Genomic DNA, 16,117 nt, shown 5'->3' on the forward strand with positions numbered 1-16,117 from the left:
GCCCCTCCGCGCCTGGTGCCCTCCGGCCGATAACTCTTGGGAGGACTGCCATGCGCGACCCCAGGGCGGGCGAATCGACGGCGGTGGGCCGGGAGCGGGGCCGGAGGCCGGGCCGGTGAGCCTCCACCATGTCCTTCCGCTGGTGGCCTTCGGGCTGAACCTGGCCCTGGCCGCCCTCGCCCTCTTCCACAACGCCGGCAGCCGGCTCCACCGGGTGTTCACCTACTTCGTGTCGGCCATGGCGGTATGGAACCTGGGCGTCTTCATGCTGCGCCGCGCGCCCGACCCCTCCGCCGCTTACTTCTGGGAGGTGGCGATCCACGTCGGCGTCATCGCGATGCCCGCCTTCTACTACCACTTCGTGCTGATCTTCCTGGACAGCACCGTGCGGCGGCGCCCCTGGCTGGTGACGGCCTACTTGGTGTCGGTCGTCTTCTCCGCCATCAACCTCAGCGGCGCCTCGGCCTTCATGCAGGGCGTGCTGGCCACGCCCTGGGGCTGGGCGCCGGCGGCTGGCCCGCTTTACAACGTCTTCTTCGCCTATTTCTACTTCTTCCTGCTGGCCGGCCTGCTTCACCTGGCCGCCGCCTACCGCCGGGCCGGCTCCGGCTTCCGCCGCAACCGCATCAAGCTCGTGCTGCTGGGCGCCACGCTCACGATCGCTGGCGGGTTCGTGGACATCATCCGCTTCACGCTGGCCCCCGTGGTGCCCGGGCTCGAGCGCGTCTACCCGGTCGGGATCCCGGCCAACCTGATCTGCGCCGTCATGTTCGGGACTGCCATCGTGCGCTACCGGATGTTCGATCTCAGCGTGGTGGTGAAGAAGGTCGCCGTCTACGGCGCGGTCGGCGCGGCGGTGACGGCGGTCCTCATCGCGCTGACCTGGGTGGTGGAGCAGGCGTTCGGGCTCCACGGCGTCAGCGCGGTGTGGATCGTCGCGCCCCTGGGGCTGATCCTCACGCTGGTGCGCACGCCCCTGGGGCGCCCCCTGGAGGACTGGATCGAGCGGCTGGCCTTCGACAAGCCTCGGGGCTGCCACGACACGCTGGTGGACCTCAGCAAGCGCATGAGCATGATGCTGGAGGTCGGCAGGTTGGTGGACACCCTGGTTCGCGGCCTGCTCCGGGGCATCCCCGTCACCCACTGCGCGCTGCTGGTCTACGACGACAAGGCCGACGGCTTCGTGGTCTGCCGGGAAGAGACCACCAGCGGGGAGACGGCGGGGGTGCGGACCATCCCACGGAGCGGGCGAATCGTCTGCTGGCTGGAGCGGACCGAGGGGGTGCTGGTCAAGGAGGAGGCCATCCTGGACCGGCGCATCGCCCAGCACTTCGAGCCGGCCCTGAGCGAGCTGGAGGAGGTCAACGCCTCCCTCATCGTGCCCATGAAGCTGGAGACCCGGGTGACGGGCATCCTGCTCCTGGGCGAAAAGCTCTCGGGCGCCATCTTCGACGGCCAGGAGCTGGAGCTGCTGTCGGTGCTGGCCAACCAGGCGGCGATCGCCATGGGCAACGCCCGGCTCTACGAGGAGGCCGAGCGCGAGCGCCGGCGCATCAAGGTCCTTTACGAGCTGGCCCGGCGGCTGGCCACCGCGAACGAGGCCGACCGGATCCTCGACCTGATCGTGGAGGAGACCAGCCGGTTGTTGGGCGTGGAGGTGGCAGGCCTGCGCCTGGTCGAGGAGGGGGATCTGGTTCTCAAGGCCTGGACGGGATCGCCGGGGGGCTTCCCCGTACGCCCCCGGCTCCGGATCGGGGAGAGCCTCACCGGGCGGGTGGTGGCCACCAACGCCCCCCTGGTAGTGGACGACGTCCTGGCCGAGCCCCGCTACGACCCCGACCACCGTCGGGCGGCCGAGGCCGCGGGGCTGCACAGCTTCCTGGGCGTGCCCATCGCGGGCAGCGACGGCGCCGCGGCAGGCGTCCTGTACGTCTACGCGCGGCGGCGGCCGTTCAGCGCCGATGAGGTGTCGCTCCTGGGAGCCTTCGCAGACCAGACCTCGGTACTCCTGGAGAAAAGCCGCATGGCCGCCGAGCGCAAGCAGGCTGAGGAGGCGCTGCGGCAGGGGGAGAAGCTGGCCACCATGGGCCAGCTGCTGGCCGGCGTGGCTCACGAGCTGAACAACCCGCTGACGGCCATCGTGGGCTACGCCACGCTGCTGAGCTCGACGCTGCCCGACGGCTCGGCCAAGAGCGCTGCCGGGCACATCGAGACCGCCGCCCACCGCTGCGGACGCATCGTCCGCAACTTCCTGGCCCTGGCCCGCAAGCGCCCACCCGAGCGCAAGCGTGTGGCCCTCAACGAGGTGGTGACCGAGTCGGTGGAGCTGCTGGCCTACCCGCTCAGGGTGGACGACGTCAAGATCACCCAGGACCTGGCCGGCGATCTGCCGGACCTGTGGGCGGACCCCCACCAGCTGCAGCAGGTCGTGGTCAACCTGCTCACCAACGCCCACCACGCCGTGCGGCAGGTCGCCACCCGCCGCCTCAGCGTGATGACGCGCCTCGACGCCGGGCGCGGCCGGGCCGTGCTTCGGGTGGCCGACACCGGGCCCGGGGTGCCGCCGGAGATCGGCGCGCGCATCTTCGAGCCGTTCTTCACCACCAAGCCCGTGGGGCAGGGCACCGGTCTCGGCCTCTCCCTCTGCCAGGGCATCGTGGAGAGCCACGGCGGCTCCATCGCACTGGAGAGCCTCCCAGGTTACGGTGCGGTGTTCCGTGTGGAGGTGCCCGTGGAGCGCCCGCTGGCTCTGGAGCCGGGGGGAGCGGAGACGGCGACGCCCGCTGCGGTCCCGGCCAGGACCATCCTGGTGGTGGACGACGAGGCGCCGGTGCGCAGCCTCCTCTCGGACGTGCTGGCCCTGGACGGCCACCGGGTCGGTGCCGCGCCGGACGCGCGGACCGCCCTCCGCATGCTGGACGACGGCCTCTACGACCTGATCGTCAGCGACATCCGCATGCCGGGCCTCGACGGTCCCGCCCTCTACCGCGAGGTGGAGCGGCGCCGGTTGTCCAGCCCGCCGATCTTTGTGTTCATGACCGGGGACGTGCTCGGCGCCGAGACGCTCAAGTTCCTCGAGCAGACCAGGGCGCGCTGCCTGAGCAAGCCCTTCAGCATGGACGACATCCGCCGCGCGATCCGGCAGGCCCTCAGCGAGGCCGCGGTCCTATCCTGAGCCGGCCGGACGGGTCAGCGTCCGAGCGCGAGAATCGTGACCTCGGCCACGACCGGCGTGTTGAGGCCGCAGTCGTAGGCGATCTTGGGGCTCCCCAGCAGCGCATCCTCGACCGTCCCCGAGCCGGCGATGACGGTGCCGGTGACGGTGCGGTTGGTCTTGATGGTCACCGCGCCCGCCGCTGCGATGAGCCCCTGGTAGCCTCCCAGGGGATTTCCGCTGATGGTCGCGTTCCCCCCGGCGACGGTGAGGGTATTCGGGAGGAGCGGTTGGATCTGCGGCTGTCCGGGGATGGAGACGTCGCCGGTGGCCAGGATCGTGGTCTGCCACGGGGTCGAAGTGGTGCCGGGGCTGCCCGAGACTGTCGCGTTATCTTCCAGGTAGTAGACGCCCGTGTACGTCGAGCTGGTGCCGTACTCCCAGGTCGCCGGGATGCCCCCCTTGTAGGTCCAGCCCTGGTAGCTCATTCCGGGAAGCAGGAGCGTGAGCGGCATCCCGCTGCCGTCGAGCACCTGGCCGGTGGCCTTCATCTGGAAGATCTGGTTGGCCGGCAGGGTCGCTTGGGCCGTGGCCAGGAAATCCCCGGGATTGATGGCCCCGATCCTCCGGGGCCGCTTTCCTCCGCCGCTGCCGGGTCCCACGGAAGCACTCCCGCTGAGGGCATATGAGCCGCTCGCGGTCGCGCTTCCCGTCACGATCGCGCTCCCGCCCACACTGAGCGCGTTGTTCGCATGGACGTTGCCGCAGGCCCCGCTCACGTTCGCGCTGCCGGACAGGGAGAGGTTGCCGTTGACCAGCATCGCGTACCGGTTCTGGAAGCTCAGGAGCGCCCTGACGGCCCGGCTCGCTGCAGCGCTGGAGCCGCTGGTCGTCCCGACTGCCACGACCCGGGCGGAGTTGGGGCCGGCGCTCTGGTACTGGACGGTGTAGCTGCCGACGCGCTCCAGCGTGGCCCCGGGCCCCGCGAGACCGGGCACAGCCGTCGCGGTGCTCGGGGCCGACCCGATAAGCGTAGGGTCGGTCCTGAACACGTTGAACGCGTCCTCGAAGCCGGCTTCGGCGAGGTACTGCGCCTGCGTGCTCCGGAGCAGGTTGGCCGCGATCTGGACCTCGCTCCCCCCGATGCTGAGGAGGGCGCTGGACAGGGCAGCCAGGAGCAGGAAGACCATCAGCGTCAGGACGAAGGCGACTCCGCCTTCGTCGCGCCAGCACCGGGACCACGGGAGCCGCGCGCGCGTCATCAGGTCAACGCCAGGTTCGGGGGCTTCACCCGCGTGGTCATCCGGCGGGCGCTCCCGTCGGGGCCCCGGACGGTGAGCGTGACCTCGATCTGCCGGATCGCATCGAGGGTGGTCGTGACAGCGGGCGGACTCGATCCGTCGAAGTACGTCAGCGTCAGCCCGGTCACGTTGGCGGCCAGGACCTCGGCTGTCCCCCCATTCAGGCTCCGGGTGAGCGTGTTCGCCGGGGCGGGATTGAAGGTGTAGGTCACGGTTTCCACCGCCCGAACAAGACTGCCCGCGGGATAGGTCTTGGCGAGGGCAGTGCCCAGGGTGATCGCGGTCCCCAGGACGGCGGTGATGGATCGGACCTCCCGTGCCGCACCGCTGTCGAGGTACACGTAGGCGCCCGGGACGAAGGCGGCCGCGCCGTCGGCCCCTGTCGCCCGGCTCACCGTGATCACGGTGCTCCCGCTGGAGGCGTCCAGCGCCAGCGTGTCTTCGTTGCCGTCGCTGTCGAGGGTGTTGGCGTCGGTGTCGCCGTAAAACGTGATGCTGCCGGACGTGGCTGCGGTGATGGCCGAGCCTGCGCCGCTCGCGCCGGTCCAGAAGGACCCGATGAAGCGAAAGTCGGACGCCATGCGGTCGAGGACGGCCCGGGAGGCGCTCTGGGCGTCTTCCAGGGAGACCGCGCGGGTGTAGGTCTGCTGGGCAACCTGGTAGATCCCCAGACTCGAGCTCGCGATCAGCCCGACGAGCGCCATGGTCACGAGCAGCTCGACCAGGGAATAGCCGTCGTTGCGAGTCAGCACGCGCACCACGGCAGGTTCTCCTACGGCCGCGCGGCGATGAGCGTGCTCACCGCCACGCCGCCCTCCCGATTGATGCCCATCTGGGTCGGCAGGTTGAAGCCGACCGTGACCGTCACGGTCTTCATGTTCGCGGCCGGGACTCCGGTCTGGACTCTCACCTGCCGGATGAAGTTCGGATACCCCGGGATCGTGCCCGCCGGCTCATCGGGGAACCCCGTCGGAGTCGGGTCGCTCCCGTACTCATCGCCCGCGGGTGGTCCGACCCAGTACTGGAGTCGTTTGACCGCCTCGAGCCGCTGCTGGGCCAGCATCGTGGCGGTCGAGACGTAGTAGCCCCGCGTAATCCCGGCGTGGCCAGCGGAGACGGCGGCTGCCGCGCCGCCACCCTGAACGGCCAGTGTGCCGGCCAGCCCCAGCAGGCCGACCACGAGGATCACGATCGCGACCAGCACCTCGACAAGCGTCAGGCCACGCTCATCCACGCTTGGTCCTCCTCCTCCGCTTGGGGGCCCGGGTACGCGCGGCGGTCGAGAATGAAACGCCGCCGCCGATCCGGTGCCCTACTGAGAGGAAGGGTAGGAAAAACCCTGGGGAAGCGGAATCAGGTGAAGTCCCGAATCGAACGGGGGAAAAACCCCGAGCCGCCAGCGCGGCGGTGTCGGCCGGGGCTCGGGGAAATCGGATCCGGTGCGGGGCACGCCGTCACTCCGGGCGAAGCAGCCTCGCCGCATGCTCCTCGAGGAAGATCACGTCGTCCGTGATCACCCGGAGCCGCGGCGGGTTCCCGTTGTTTCCGTCGACCGGCTCCAGGACGACTTTTCCTTTGATGACGAGGGACCCACGCTTGGTCCGGTAGCGGCTGATGGCCTGTGCGGCGGCTTCATCCCAGGCGATCAGCTTGACGGCCGCAACCGGGTCGTCCCGCACTACGGATTTGCCCTCCGTCACACCGCTCCCCTGCTTGCCGGCGGGATCCGGCACCCCTCGTCTTCAGGGATTGCAGGCCTGAAGCTGGGCGATGGCTATCGCCCAGCCGATGGCTGCGAAGACGCCACGGGGGTCAGCTCGCTCGCTGGCGCTGGCCTGCGATCGCGTTCAAAGGGGCTCCGTCGCTGCATCCCGCGGATTTTCTGCATCATCTCGTTCATCGGCTGCAGCATCTCGCCCAGAAGCTTTCCGAACGCCCCGATGATATCGTCGCGCTCGCTCCGGATCGTAGTGCTCTCCAGGCGGAGCCTCTCGCATTCTTGCTCGGTGGCCTCCACCCTCGCCCGCAACTGCTCGTTCTGCTCGAGCAGTCCATGGATGAGGCTGACCAGACTCTGGCTCTCCTGGAGAAGTCCCTGGACCCGGCCGAGGATGTGCTGGCCGTCTTCGGACCACTTGGTCAGTCGCTGTCGCGTCTCCATCACATGCGTTCCTTCCATATCGACCCCCGCGTCCTTCTCGCCGTCGTGCGGCGACGCCGAACCATCCTGGTTTCGAACGCCCGTCCTGTCCGCGGTCTCCCATCTCGCTCCACCGCTGTCCCGATCCGACGCGGGACGCTCGGGGGCGACCGCGGGGGCGTCCTGCCTGCGCGCCCCTTGCAGCAGGGCGCGATCCCGTTCAGCTTGCGCGAGCGCCTTGAAAAATCTGCTCAAGGCTGTCCAGTACGGGCGCAAGACCCGCTCATCTCCCCTGGCTCACTCCCGGATGTGCCGTACGGCTCACGCCCCGACGTGCTCGAGCGGCGAGGTCCTTTCCCGCCGGTTGCTTGCCTCCGTCGTCCGCCACGCGCTTGGCGGTTCGCGTCCCATGGGCCTCAGCCTCAAGCTGCCTCAGGAAGTTCCGCCATTGAAGGCTGAGCATGCGGCTGGGGGGGAGGCGGAGCTCGAGCCCGAATTTCCGGAGCAGGGCCTGCCATCTGCCCTGATCGAATTCTTCGTCGCTGGGCATGATGGACGACGTCTTCAACGCGGCGGGCTGCCCCCGCTGGCCGGCCGTGGAGCTCGCGGGCGCTGCCCCGTTGGATCCGCCGCCCCGCTCCACCGGTGGGTTGGCTGGCAGGAGGTCTGGCTGCACTCCGGCGCCCCTGGGACTGCTCGGGTGGCTGTCCGGCGATCGCGCGCCTCCGAGCTGGCGAAGCAACTCCTGCCATTCGTCGAGAACGAGGCACCCCACGAGATCTTGGAGGTACTGTTGGTCCTCGACATCGGTGAAGTGGACGATCAGGCTCTCGGGAGTCGTTCGACGCACACGCCCCACGAGGGCCACTGGACGGTCCTCGCCGGGGAGGCGAAAGCGCACCTGTACGCAGGTCGCGTGCGGCAGCTTCCCCGTGTCGATCGGCAAAGCCACTCTGATCCCATCCGGGCTCACGTCTATCGTCTTTCCTCGCCACTGATAGCCGGCGGCTTCCAGGGCGACGTCAAACGTCGCGCGCACTCGAGGGTGTCGTCGTCGATTCGGTCTCATAGGATCCCCGGGCTCCACGATGCGGGTTTTCTCCCCCTGTGCTACGAACCATAGCCCGCGGGCATGGGAAGTGCTATCCGGGAAATCCCGGAATCGGGTGGAGGAAAACCCCCGGGCCGAGGGGGCCGCCACCGGACAATCGGAGGGGGCCTCGACGGCCCCCTCCGAGGCCTCCCCCAGGAATGGGTTGCGCGGGCGAAGCCCGCGCTCGAAGGGCTTCACTTCGAGGCGCTCCTATCGGGCCGTGAAGAAGAGTATGCCCCGGTCGTCGCCGCCGAGGGTCAAATCGGTGGGTGCGGTCTCGAGCACGCCGTTGGGGCCCGCCGAGAGGATCCACCCCTTGGCGTTGGGGACGATCGGGGACCCGCTCGCCTCCATCGCCCCCACGCTGATGATATAGTTGTTCCCCCAGGGATCGGCGTGGAGCCGCGCGACGTACGCGCCCCTCCAGATCACCGTGCCGGTCGATGAGTAGTCGGTGTTGATGCCGGCTATAATTCCATCGGCGTTGGGGTTGTTTACGACAAGGTGGTTGAACGTATTGTTCCTCGCGGGGGTCGGCTCCTGGTTGAGCGCGAAGTTCCATGCGCCGGTGGCGTCCGTCGGATCGGGAGACGTGACGCTCGCCGGCACGCCGGAGCTCTCGCCCACCCGCAGGAACTTGAGGTTGTTGTTGTCGCCGGGCCCGGTGCCATTGATCGGGTCACAGTCGGCGGTGTTGCACGTCGGGTAGTGCCGCATGTCCCTCAAGAACTGGCTCAAGGCGGTCGCCAGCTCCGCCACGTCCACGTCCGCCTGCGTGAGGCGCGCATCATCGAGCAGGTCGATCGCGAGCGGCAAGAAGATGGACGCGAGGATCCCCACGACCGCCAGAACGAAGACCATCTCCATCAGCGTGAACCCACCCTGGTCCCTCATTCGGTTCATCTTCTGTCCCTCCGCGCTCGAGTGCCGCCCTGGCTAGCCGTGAGCGGTTCGGACCATGTCTCGGTCGTCCGACCGTTCCGATCGCGTTCGTTGCCCGTGCGATGGTGCCGTCGTCTGAGCCGCCGGGAGGCGGATGGTGACGGTGGTCCCCCGTCCCGTGGCGCTCTCCATGGCGAGCTCGCCCCTGTACTGCTGGAGGATCCCGTAGGCCAGGCTGAGCCCGAGCCCCGTGCGCTGGGGCCCCTTGGTGGTGAAGAACGGCTCCAGCGCTCGCCGCCGCACTTCCTCGGACATCCCGGCGCCGGTATCGCTGACCGCGAGGCAGACCATCCGGTTCGCGAGGACAGTCCGAAGCGTGATCCGGCCGCCCCCCGGTACGGCCTCCAGGGCGTTCAGGATCAGGTTCATGACCACTTCCCGCAGGGCGACGGCGCTCGCCATCACCGGTGGGACATCCCCCGCCTCCAGGGCCGCATCGATCGGGATGCCCTGGCCCTGGATCGGCGCCAGCCAGCGGACTCGCGTCATTTCCAGCGCGTCGGCAGCCACCTGGTTCAGGTCCACGGCCTCCGCCTCATCCACCGGCTGCATCTGCACGAATCGCTGGAGACGCCGCACCACCTCCGCCGCATCCGTGGCCGCCTGCTCCATCATCTTCAGGGAGTCCCGGGTGGCGGGCGCGTGTACCGTCGGGAGCAGCAGCTCGATTCGCAAGAGCAGGACCGTCAGCAGGTTGTTCAGGTGGTGGGCGGCCCCGGCCCCCAGCTCCCCCAGAGCTCGCAGCGTTTCATCGCGCAGGCACTCCTCATGGGTCGCCTTGAGACCGGCCAATGCCCGCTGAGCTTCCGCATGGAGACGCGCGTGTTCGAGAGCCAAGGCCGCCAGCTCGCACACGGTTTGCGCGAGGTGGATCTCCTTGTCCTTGAATACGCGCCCCGCCCGGTCCCCGACCTCAAGCGCGCCGATCACCACCCCCGCGGCGATCAGCGGCACGGCCAGCGCCGCGCGATGGCCAGCCAGCTCGAGGTGGGCGCGCACGTCGGGCGTGAGCCTGACGCGGGGATCGGTGAGCTGGTTCGGCGTGACGACCGGACGGCGCTTGCGAACGGCGAGACCGGCCAGGCCGGTGCGCCGCGGAAAGACTACGTGCGGACCGACGGTCGGCCCCACCTCGCCGGCCCAGGCCAGCACCTCGAGGGCCCCTGACTCCCGGTCCACGCGGTAGAGGGTGGCGTTCAGGGCCCGGAGCAGCGCGTGGATGCTGGCTGCTGTCTTCTGCCAGACCTGCTTCGGATCGAGCGGCCCGGAGAAGGGCCGTTCCGCATCCGGCGGGGTCTTGAGGCTGAGGATGGTGGAGGTTGCCTGCTGTGGGCTTTCAGCGGGACGAGGCTCGCCCCAATCTTCTCGATTGGGGCCCTGAGCCGATGAAGCCCTACCGGTCGAGTTCATGGCACCGCTCTCTCCCAGCGTCGTCACACCTACTCCTAGCCTTGTCACCCCATGAATAAACTCTGAGCCCCGCGGCATGAATCCGGTCAATCCCTCAGCCGAGGACGAGAAAAACCCTGACGGGGGGAGCAGGTGTTCGCTGCTGCCGGCTCGGGGGTTTCGCGTATTCCCGGCCGTCGTCCAAGCGGCGAGCCTGAGCGTTCTGACTTGCCTTTAATTTCGGGGGCTTCGCCCCTCGCTGGCAGGCCTCGGCCGCGCCGCGGCTTCAGGGATTCTCCGGAGCATGGAATCAGGTATTTACCTGATTTCGCACGTCGCGCAGCTCGCCTAGGTTCACCTCATGCTGCACTGCTGCGAGGTTCGAGCCGAGGGGCGTCGGCCATGCCGGAGGCAGGCCCGTCACGAGGCGAGGCCCAATGAGGTTCGAGCCGAGGGGCGTCGGCCATGCCGCAGGCAGGCCCGTCACGAGGCGAGGCCCAATATCGAAGCGCCAGCCCGGGGAGAGACGCGATGAAGCCGGACCAGACGGATCCATCCCCGCGGCGTCGCCGAACCAGGTGCGACGGCCAGCAGCGTCTTCGGGCGCCGCCCGCGCGACCGCCGGGTTGGAGCGCGCCGAGCAGGTGGTGGGGATGCTCTCGGCGCCATGGCCGGCCTTGACAACGTTGGCGGGATCACAGCAGAGTAAAAGATGACATTCGGACTTCTCCCTTCGGTCCAGCTATGAGACGATTGGTTTCCTTATGCGCGGGCATCCCTCGTCCCTCGAAGGGAGAGCAACCCGGAGGCCTTTCCCGCGAATGGCGCCCGGTGGTCCCTGACGAGGTGGGTCTCCTTGCTGGCCTCGGAGGCTCCCATCGACTTGACCAAGATAGTCCAGGCCTCCCCTGAGGTCTGCTAAGGAGGAAGGTGTCTATGGCTGACACTCGAATGAGCTCGACCCCGGTTATCAGTCCGCCCGCTCGAGACGAATCCACCACGGTGCTCCTCCGCGAGCTGGTGGCGCACCTTCGGCAGAGCCGCACCCAGCTCCGCGAGGAATGGGCGCGGCGCATCACCGAGGCCAAGTTGCTGACGGCGATGACCCCGGAGGAGATCTTCGCCGAGGCCACGGCCGTGTACGACAACTACCTCGAGGCCCTGGAGACTGGATCGATCGAGGCCCTGGAAACCTACGCCCGCAACCTGTCAGAGCGGATCATTCCGCGAGGGGTCGAGACGCACGAGGTCGTGGGTATCGTGCTCCTGCTCCGCGACGTGCTCGCCCGGTCGCTGTTCGCCAAGTACCAGCAAGACTTCCATCAGCTCAACCGCATCCTGGACGCCTACGAGCCTGCGGCCAACCGGATCGCCAACACGGTGGCCGTGGGCTTCGTCCAGGAGCGGGAGCGGGTCATCCGCCAGCAGCAGGAGGCGATCCGTGAGCTGTCCACTCCGGTGCTGCCGGTTCGGGAGCGGCTGCTGGTCCTCCCGGTTATCGGTATCATCGACCCCCAGCGCGCCAGGCAGCTGACGGAGCAGCTCCTCCGCGGCATCCGGATCAACCGCGCGAAGGTGGTGGTCATGGACATCACGGGCGTGCCGGCCATGGACGCCACGGTGGCCAACCACCTGGTGCAGACGGTGGAGGCCTCGCGGCTCCTGGGGGCCACTGTCATCGTCACCGGCCTGTCGCCCGAAATCGCCCAGACGCTGGTCAACATCGGCGTGGACCTGGGCAAGATGAACACGGTGGGCGACCTGCAGGGCGGCATCGAGGAGGCCGAGCGGCTGTTGGGTTACAAGGTCATCCCGATCACGGTTGAGGCGCCGGTAGCGACCTCATAGCGCGAGGGGCCCATGGCAGTCCCCATCCTCAAGCAGCGTGACTATCTGATCGCGAACATTCAAGCGGCGCTCACAGACGACGACCTGAGGAAACTCCGCGACGCATTGGTCGCGCAGGTCGGCGAGTTCCGCTCCCGCGGCGTCATCGTGGACGTCACGGCGTTGGACGTGATGGACTCGTTCGCCGTCCGCACCCTGCGCGATCTCGCGCACATGAGCCGCTTGCGTGGCGCCGAGACGGTCATCGTCGGCATTCAGCCGGAGGTGGCATTTGCGATGACCCAGCTGGGTCTGACGCTCGAGGGTGTGGCCACCGCACTCGACCTTGAGGAAGGGCTCGCGTACCTCGACCGAAAGACGAAGCGGAAAACGACGGTAAGATAAGCGGGTCAGCGCACCGTGGCCAGCGCGCGTACGCTCGTTGAGAAGACGATTGTGCCCATCCGGTCGGATCGGGACATCGTGACCGCCCGCGAGCAGGGGCGCGGCGTGGCGTTGCTGTTGGGATTTTCGCCGACCGAGGTGACGCTGATCGCCACGGCGATCTCGGAGCTGGCGCGGAACATCGTCCTCTATGCAGGCACCGGGGAAATGGTGCTGGGGCTCGTGGAGGAGAGCAAGAAGCGCGGGATGGTTATCGTGGCTCGCGACGAAGGGCCGGGCATCGCCGACGTCCGGCGGGCCGTCGTGGACGGCTACTCCACCTCCGGCGGCCTGGGGCTGGGTTTGCCGGGGGTGAGACGGCTGATGGACGAGTTCGACATCTCGTCGGAGCTCGGCAAGGGCACGACCGTCACCATCAGGAAATGGAAACGGTGATCGAGTGGGCCGTTGGGGCGCTCCCGCTGCCCGGGCAAACCGCATCCGGTGATCGCCATGTCGTCAAGCCCTTCTCCCACGGCGTCCTGGTCGCGGCGATCGACGGCTTAGGACACGGCGGGGAGGCCGCCTTCGCGGCCCAAATCGCGGTCACCACGCTGGAAACCTTCTCCCACGAGTCCCTCATCCCGCTGCTGAAACGGTGCCACGAAATGCTCCGCGCGACCCGGGGCGTCGTGATGAGCCTGGCAGCGTTCAACCCGCGCGACGAGACGATGACGTGGCTGGGCGTTGGGAACGTCGAAGGGATCCTGGTTCGCGCCGACCCTGACGCCAACCCGCGGCGGGAGGCGCTCCTCCTCCGGGGCGGCGTTGTCGGGGGCCAATTACCGGACCTCCGCGGCAGCATTTTCACGGTGGCGCCTGGCGACACCCTGATGCTCGCCACCGACGGGATCCGCCCCGAGTTCGCCGACACGGCGAACACGATCGGTGAGCCCCAGCAGATCGCCGATCACATCCTGGCGGAGTACGGTAAGGGCACGGACGACGCGCTGGTGGTGGTCGCGCGGTACGTGGGCAAGGCGGGATGAAGGACGCCGTGCAGGCGCTCGCGGAAGAGTATACGGCGGCGTTGAAGGAGTACCTGGCCGGCCGGGAGGAAGCGCTTCTGCAGCGCGCCTACGAACTCGGACGCAAAGCGCTCGCCGGCGGGTTGGGCGTGGTGGAAATGGTCACGCTCCACCGGGAGGCCATGGTGAACGTCTCGCCTGCCGCGCTCGATCAAGTCGCGGAGGCTGTGAGCGCGGCGGGGAACTTCCTGGCGGAGAGCCTGTCGCCCTTCGAGATGACGCACCGCGGGTTCCGCGAAGCGAATGCCGCGCTGCAGGTGAGCGAGGCGCGCTATCGCGAGCTGTTCGAGAACGCCAACGACATCATCTTCACCACGGATCTCGAGGGGAACTTCACCTCGATCAATCGGGCCGGCGAGCAACTCAGCGGCTACCAGCGCGACGAGACGGCTTCGATGAGCTTCGCGGCGGTCATCGCACCCGAGGACCTCGAGCGGGCGTGGACGATGCTCCAGCGGAAGCTCACGGGCCAGGCGGAACGCACCAGTTACGAGTTAGAGATCCTTACGAAGGACGGGCGCCGTGTCCCGCTCGAAGTCAGTACCCGGCTGATCTACCACGAGGGGAAGCCCGCCGGGATCCAGGGCATTGCCCGCGATGTGACCGAGCGCAAGCGGGCCGAGCAGGCGGTGCGCCGGCTGAACGAGGTGCTGGAGGAGGAAACGAGACGGCTCGCCCATGCGCTCCACGACGAGGCGGGGCAGCTCCTGGTCTCCGTGTACCTCGCGCTGGAAGAGATCGGACGCGAGCTGCCCGCTCGGGCCCGCGGGCGTCTCCAGGAGGTGACGGCGTTGCTCGACCAGATCGAGGAGCAACTGCGGAGGCTCTCCCACGAGCTCCGTCCCACGATTCTGGACGACCTGGGGCTCGTGCCTGCGGTCGAATTCCTGGCAGGAAGGGTCGCCAAGCGGAGTGGACTCCGGATCGGCGTCGAGGGCTCGACGGGGGGGCGGCTGCCACCGTTGATGGAGACCGCCCTGTACCGGAGCGTGCAGGAGGCCCTGGCCAACGTGGCGAGACACGCTCAGGCCACCCGCGTGAGGGTCCACCTCCGGCGGGAGGCCCGCGCGATCCGGTGTTCCGTCCGGGATGACGGTGTCGGCTTCGACGTGGGGACCGTCCTGGCGCGACGGGGCGACCGCGGCCTGGGGTTGGTCGGGATTCGGGAGCGGGCCGGCGCGTTAGGGGGCACGCTCGAGGTCATTTCCGCCCCCGGCCGGGGAACCGAGCTGCTCATCACGATTCCCCTGGGGACCTGACGATGCCACTTCGGATCCTCTTGGCCGACGATCATCAGATCGTCCGTCAGGGGTTGAAAGCCATCCTCGAGCGGGAGGGGTTCGGCATCGCCGGCGAGGCGGCGGACGGCCACGAGGCAGTCCGGCTGGCCCGGGAGGTGTCCCCCGATGTGGCCGTCCTCGATCTCGCGATGCCGCTGCTGAACGGGCTGGGCGCAGCGCGCGAAATCCACCCGGCTTCCCCCCGGACGCGAACGATCCTGCTGACCATGCATACCGAGGACCAGTACATCCTGGAGGCCCTCCGGGCCGGATTCAAGGGGATCGTCTTAAAGAGTCAGGCCGCCGCGGACCTGGTCCAGGCGATCCGGGAGGTTTCCCGGGGAGGGATCTACCTGAGCCCCGGCGTCTCCCGCGCGGTGGTCGAGGCGTATCGGGCCAAGACCGAGCTTGTCGCCGATCCCCTCACTCCCCGGGAGCAAGAAGTCCTCCAGCTGATCGCCGAAGGAAAGACGACGAAGGAGATCGCGACCCTGCTCGGGGTCAGCGTCAAGACCGCGGAGTCCCACCGGACCCGGCTCATGGACAAGCTCGACATCCACGAGACCGCCAGCCTGGTCCGCTACGCCATCCGTCGGGGCCTGGTCGAGCCCTGACCCCGGCGGCCCCCGCGGGCCGCCCCCTTTCCCGTTCAGGGGTTCCCCTCCCTTGTAATCCAGAGTTCACCGGATTGCCCTGCCCTGCGTGGAAAGGCCACACTTTCTTCGTACTTTACTATGTTGAGCACGGTTGATCGTCAGGCACGGTGGAAGCCGTCGGAGGGCTGGGTGCCCCACAAGGACGGGGATCGTCGTCTGCAGGGGAGACTTCGAGTTGCCGCTACGCATCCTCTTAGCTGACGACCACCTGATTGTTCGCCAGGGCGTCAAGGCGGTCCTCGAGCGCGAGGGGTTCGAGGTGGTCGCCGAGGCGGGAGACGGCCACGAGGCGGTCCAGATGGCCCGGGAGCATCATCCCGACGTGGCAGTCCTGGATCTTGCCATGCCGCTGCTGAACGGCCTGGATGCGGCGCGCGAGATTCCCCCCGTCTCGCCGCGGACGCGAACGATCCTGCTGACGGTGTACGCCGACGATCCGTACGTCGTGAAGGCGCTGCAGGCGGGGATCAGCGGCTACGTGTTGAAGACCCAGGCTGCGGCGGACCTCGTGCGGGCGATCCAGGAGGTCTCCCGGGGAGCGATCTACCTGAGCCCCGGCGTCTCCCGCACGGTCGTCGAGGCCTATCTGGCTAAGAGCGACCTCCCCCCCGACCCGCTGACCCCGCGGGAACGCGAGGTCCTACAGCTGATCGCCCAGGGGAAGCGGACGAAGGAGATCGCCCAGCTCTTGGGAATAGGGGTGAAGACCGCCGAGTCTCACCGGGCGCGGGTCATGGAGAAGCTGAACATTCACGAGACCGCCAGCCTGGTCCGCTACGCCGTCCGCCACGGCCTGATTCAGCCGTGAGCCGCCCTGGCTCGCGCGGGCTGCCTCTGACGAGGCACGAATGGCCCGTCGTCGC

The 16,117-nt window shown here is 68.4% G+C and carries 16 protein-coding genes; 8 read left to right on the forward strand and 8 right to left on the reverse strand.

All coding sequences use genetic code 11. The features are described 5' to 3' along the window. Positions 1–115 precede the first annotated feature (115 nt). Entirely contained in the window at positions 116–3,175 is a 3,060-nt protein-coding gene (locus HY726_09190) for a GAF domain-containing protein (protein MBI4609171.1), read from the forward strand. Between the two features lie 14 nt (positions 3,176–3,189). Here the strand turns inward: HY726_09190 and HY726_09195 are convergent, their stop codons facing one another. The 8 genes from HY726_09195 to HY726_09230 all read right to left on the reverse strand — a co-directional run bounded on the left by HY726_09195 (position 3,190) and on the right by HY726_09230 (position 10,067). Further along, positions 3,190–4,416, reverse strand: a complete 1,227-nt coding sequence (locus tag HY726_09195) for a hypothetical protein (protein ID MBI4609172.1) — start codon at positions 4,414–4,416, stop codon at positions 3,190–3,192. Then, complete coding sequence (locus HY726_09200; GenBank protein ID MBI4609173.1) at positions 4,416–5,216, reverse strand: type II secretion system protein; 801 nt, start codon at positions 5,214–5,216, stop codon at positions 4,416–4,418. Before HY726_09200 ends, HY726_09195 begins: the two co-directional genes overlap by 1 nt. An 11-nt stretch (positions 5,217–5,227) precedes the next feature. After that, on the reverse strand, positions 5,228–5,689 hold the full coding sequence (locus HY726_09205) for a prepilin-type N-terminal cleavage/methylation domain-containing protein (GenBank protein ID MBI4609174.1): 462 nt from the start codon (positions 5,687–5,689) through the stop codon (positions 5,228–5,230). Between the two features lie 220 nt (positions 5,690–5,909). Then, positions 5,910–6,188 carry a hypothetical protein gene (locus HY726_09210; GenBank protein MBI4609175.1) on the reverse strand — a complete coding sequence of 93 codons (279 nt, stop codon included), beginning with the start codon at positions 6,186–6,188 and terminating at the stop codon, positions 5,910–5,912. Between the two features lie 41 nt (positions 6,189–6,229). Then, positions 6,230–6,616 carry a hypothetical protein gene (locus HY726_09215; GenBank protein ID MBI4609176.1) on the reverse strand — a complete coding sequence of 129 codons (387 nt, stop codon included), beginning with the start codon at positions 6,614–6,616 and terminating at the stop codon, positions 6,230–6,232. Between the two features lie 262 nt (positions 6,617–6,878). Further along, complete coding sequence (locus tag HY726_09220; protein MBI4609177.1) at positions 6,879–7,634, reverse strand: PilZ domain-containing protein; 756 nt, start codon at positions 7,632–7,634, stop codon at positions 6,879–6,881. 264 nt (positions 7,635–7,898) lie between these two features. After that, entirely contained in the window at positions 7,899–8,591 is a 693-nt protein-coding gene (locus HY726_09225) for a prepilin-type N-terminal cleavage/methylation domain-containing protein (protein ID MBI4609178.1), read from the reverse strand. Positions 8,592–8,624: 33 nt separating this feature from the next. Then, a complete protein-coding gene (locus HY726_09230; GenBank protein ID MBI4609179.1) occupies positions 8,625–10,067 on the reverse strand; it encodes a GAF domain-containing protein in 1,443 nt (480 codons plus the stop codon). 888 nt (positions 10,068–10,955) lie between these two features. Between HY726_09230 and HY726_09235 the strand changes: the two genes are divergently transcribed. The 7 genes from HY726_09235 (at position 10,956) to HY726_09265 (ending at position 16,062) form a co-directional block, all read left to right on the forward strand. Beyond that, complete coding sequence (locus tag HY726_09235) at positions 10,956–11,867, forward strand: STAS domain-containing protein (GenBank protein ID MBI4609180.1); 912 nt, start codon at positions 10,956–10,958, stop codon at positions 11,865–11,867. A 12-nt stretch (positions 11,868–11,879) separates the two neighbouring features. Further along, a complete protein-coding gene (locus HY726_09240; protein ID MBI4609181.1) occupies positions 11,880–12,251 on the forward strand; it encodes an STAS domain-containing protein in 372 nt (123 codons plus the stop codon). Positions 12,252–12,266: 15 nt separating this feature from the next. Then, a complete protein-coding gene (locus HY726_09245; GenBank protein MBI4609182.1) occupies positions 12,267–12,686 on the forward strand; it encodes an anti-sigma regulatory factor in 420 nt (139 codons plus the stop codon). Continuing rightward, positions 12,674–13,279 carry a SpoIIE family protein phosphatase gene (locus HY726_09250; GenBank protein MBI4609183.1) on the forward strand — a complete coding sequence of 202 codons (606 nt, stop codon included), beginning with the start codon at positions 12,674–12,676 and terminating at the stop codon, positions 13,277–13,279. The genes HY726_09245 and HY726_09250 overlap by 13 nt, the downstream gene beginning before the upstream one ends. Next, positions 13,276–14,577 carry a PAS domain S-box protein gene (locus HY726_09255; protein MBI4609184.1) on the forward strand — a complete coding sequence of 434 codons (1,302 nt, stop codon included), beginning with the start codon at positions 13,276–13,278 and terminating at the stop codon, positions 14,575–14,577. Before HY726_09250 ends, HY726_09255 begins: the two co-directional genes overlap by 4 nt. A gap of 2 nt (positions 14,578–14,579) precedes the next feature. Then, positions 14,580–15,212: a response regulator transcription factor gene (locus tag HY726_09260; GenBank protein ID MBI4609185.1), complete on the forward strand. Its 633-nt coding sequence runs from the start codon at positions 14,580–14,582 to the stop codon at positions 15,210–15,212. 217 nt (positions 15,213–15,429) lie between these two features. Next, positions 15,430–16,062 (forward strand): response regulator transcription factor, encoded by a 633-nt coding sequence (locus HY726_09265; GenBank protein ID MBI4609186.1) that lies wholly within the window; start codon positions 15,430–15,432, stop codon positions 16,060–16,062. Positions 16,063–16,117 lie beyond the last annotated feature (55 nt).

Source organism: Candidatus Rokuibacteriota bacterium, from assembly GCA_016209385.1.
In the GTDB taxonomy this organism is placed as follows: domain Bacteria; phylum Methylomirabilota; class Methylomirabilia; order Rokubacteriales; family CSP1-6; genus JACQWB01.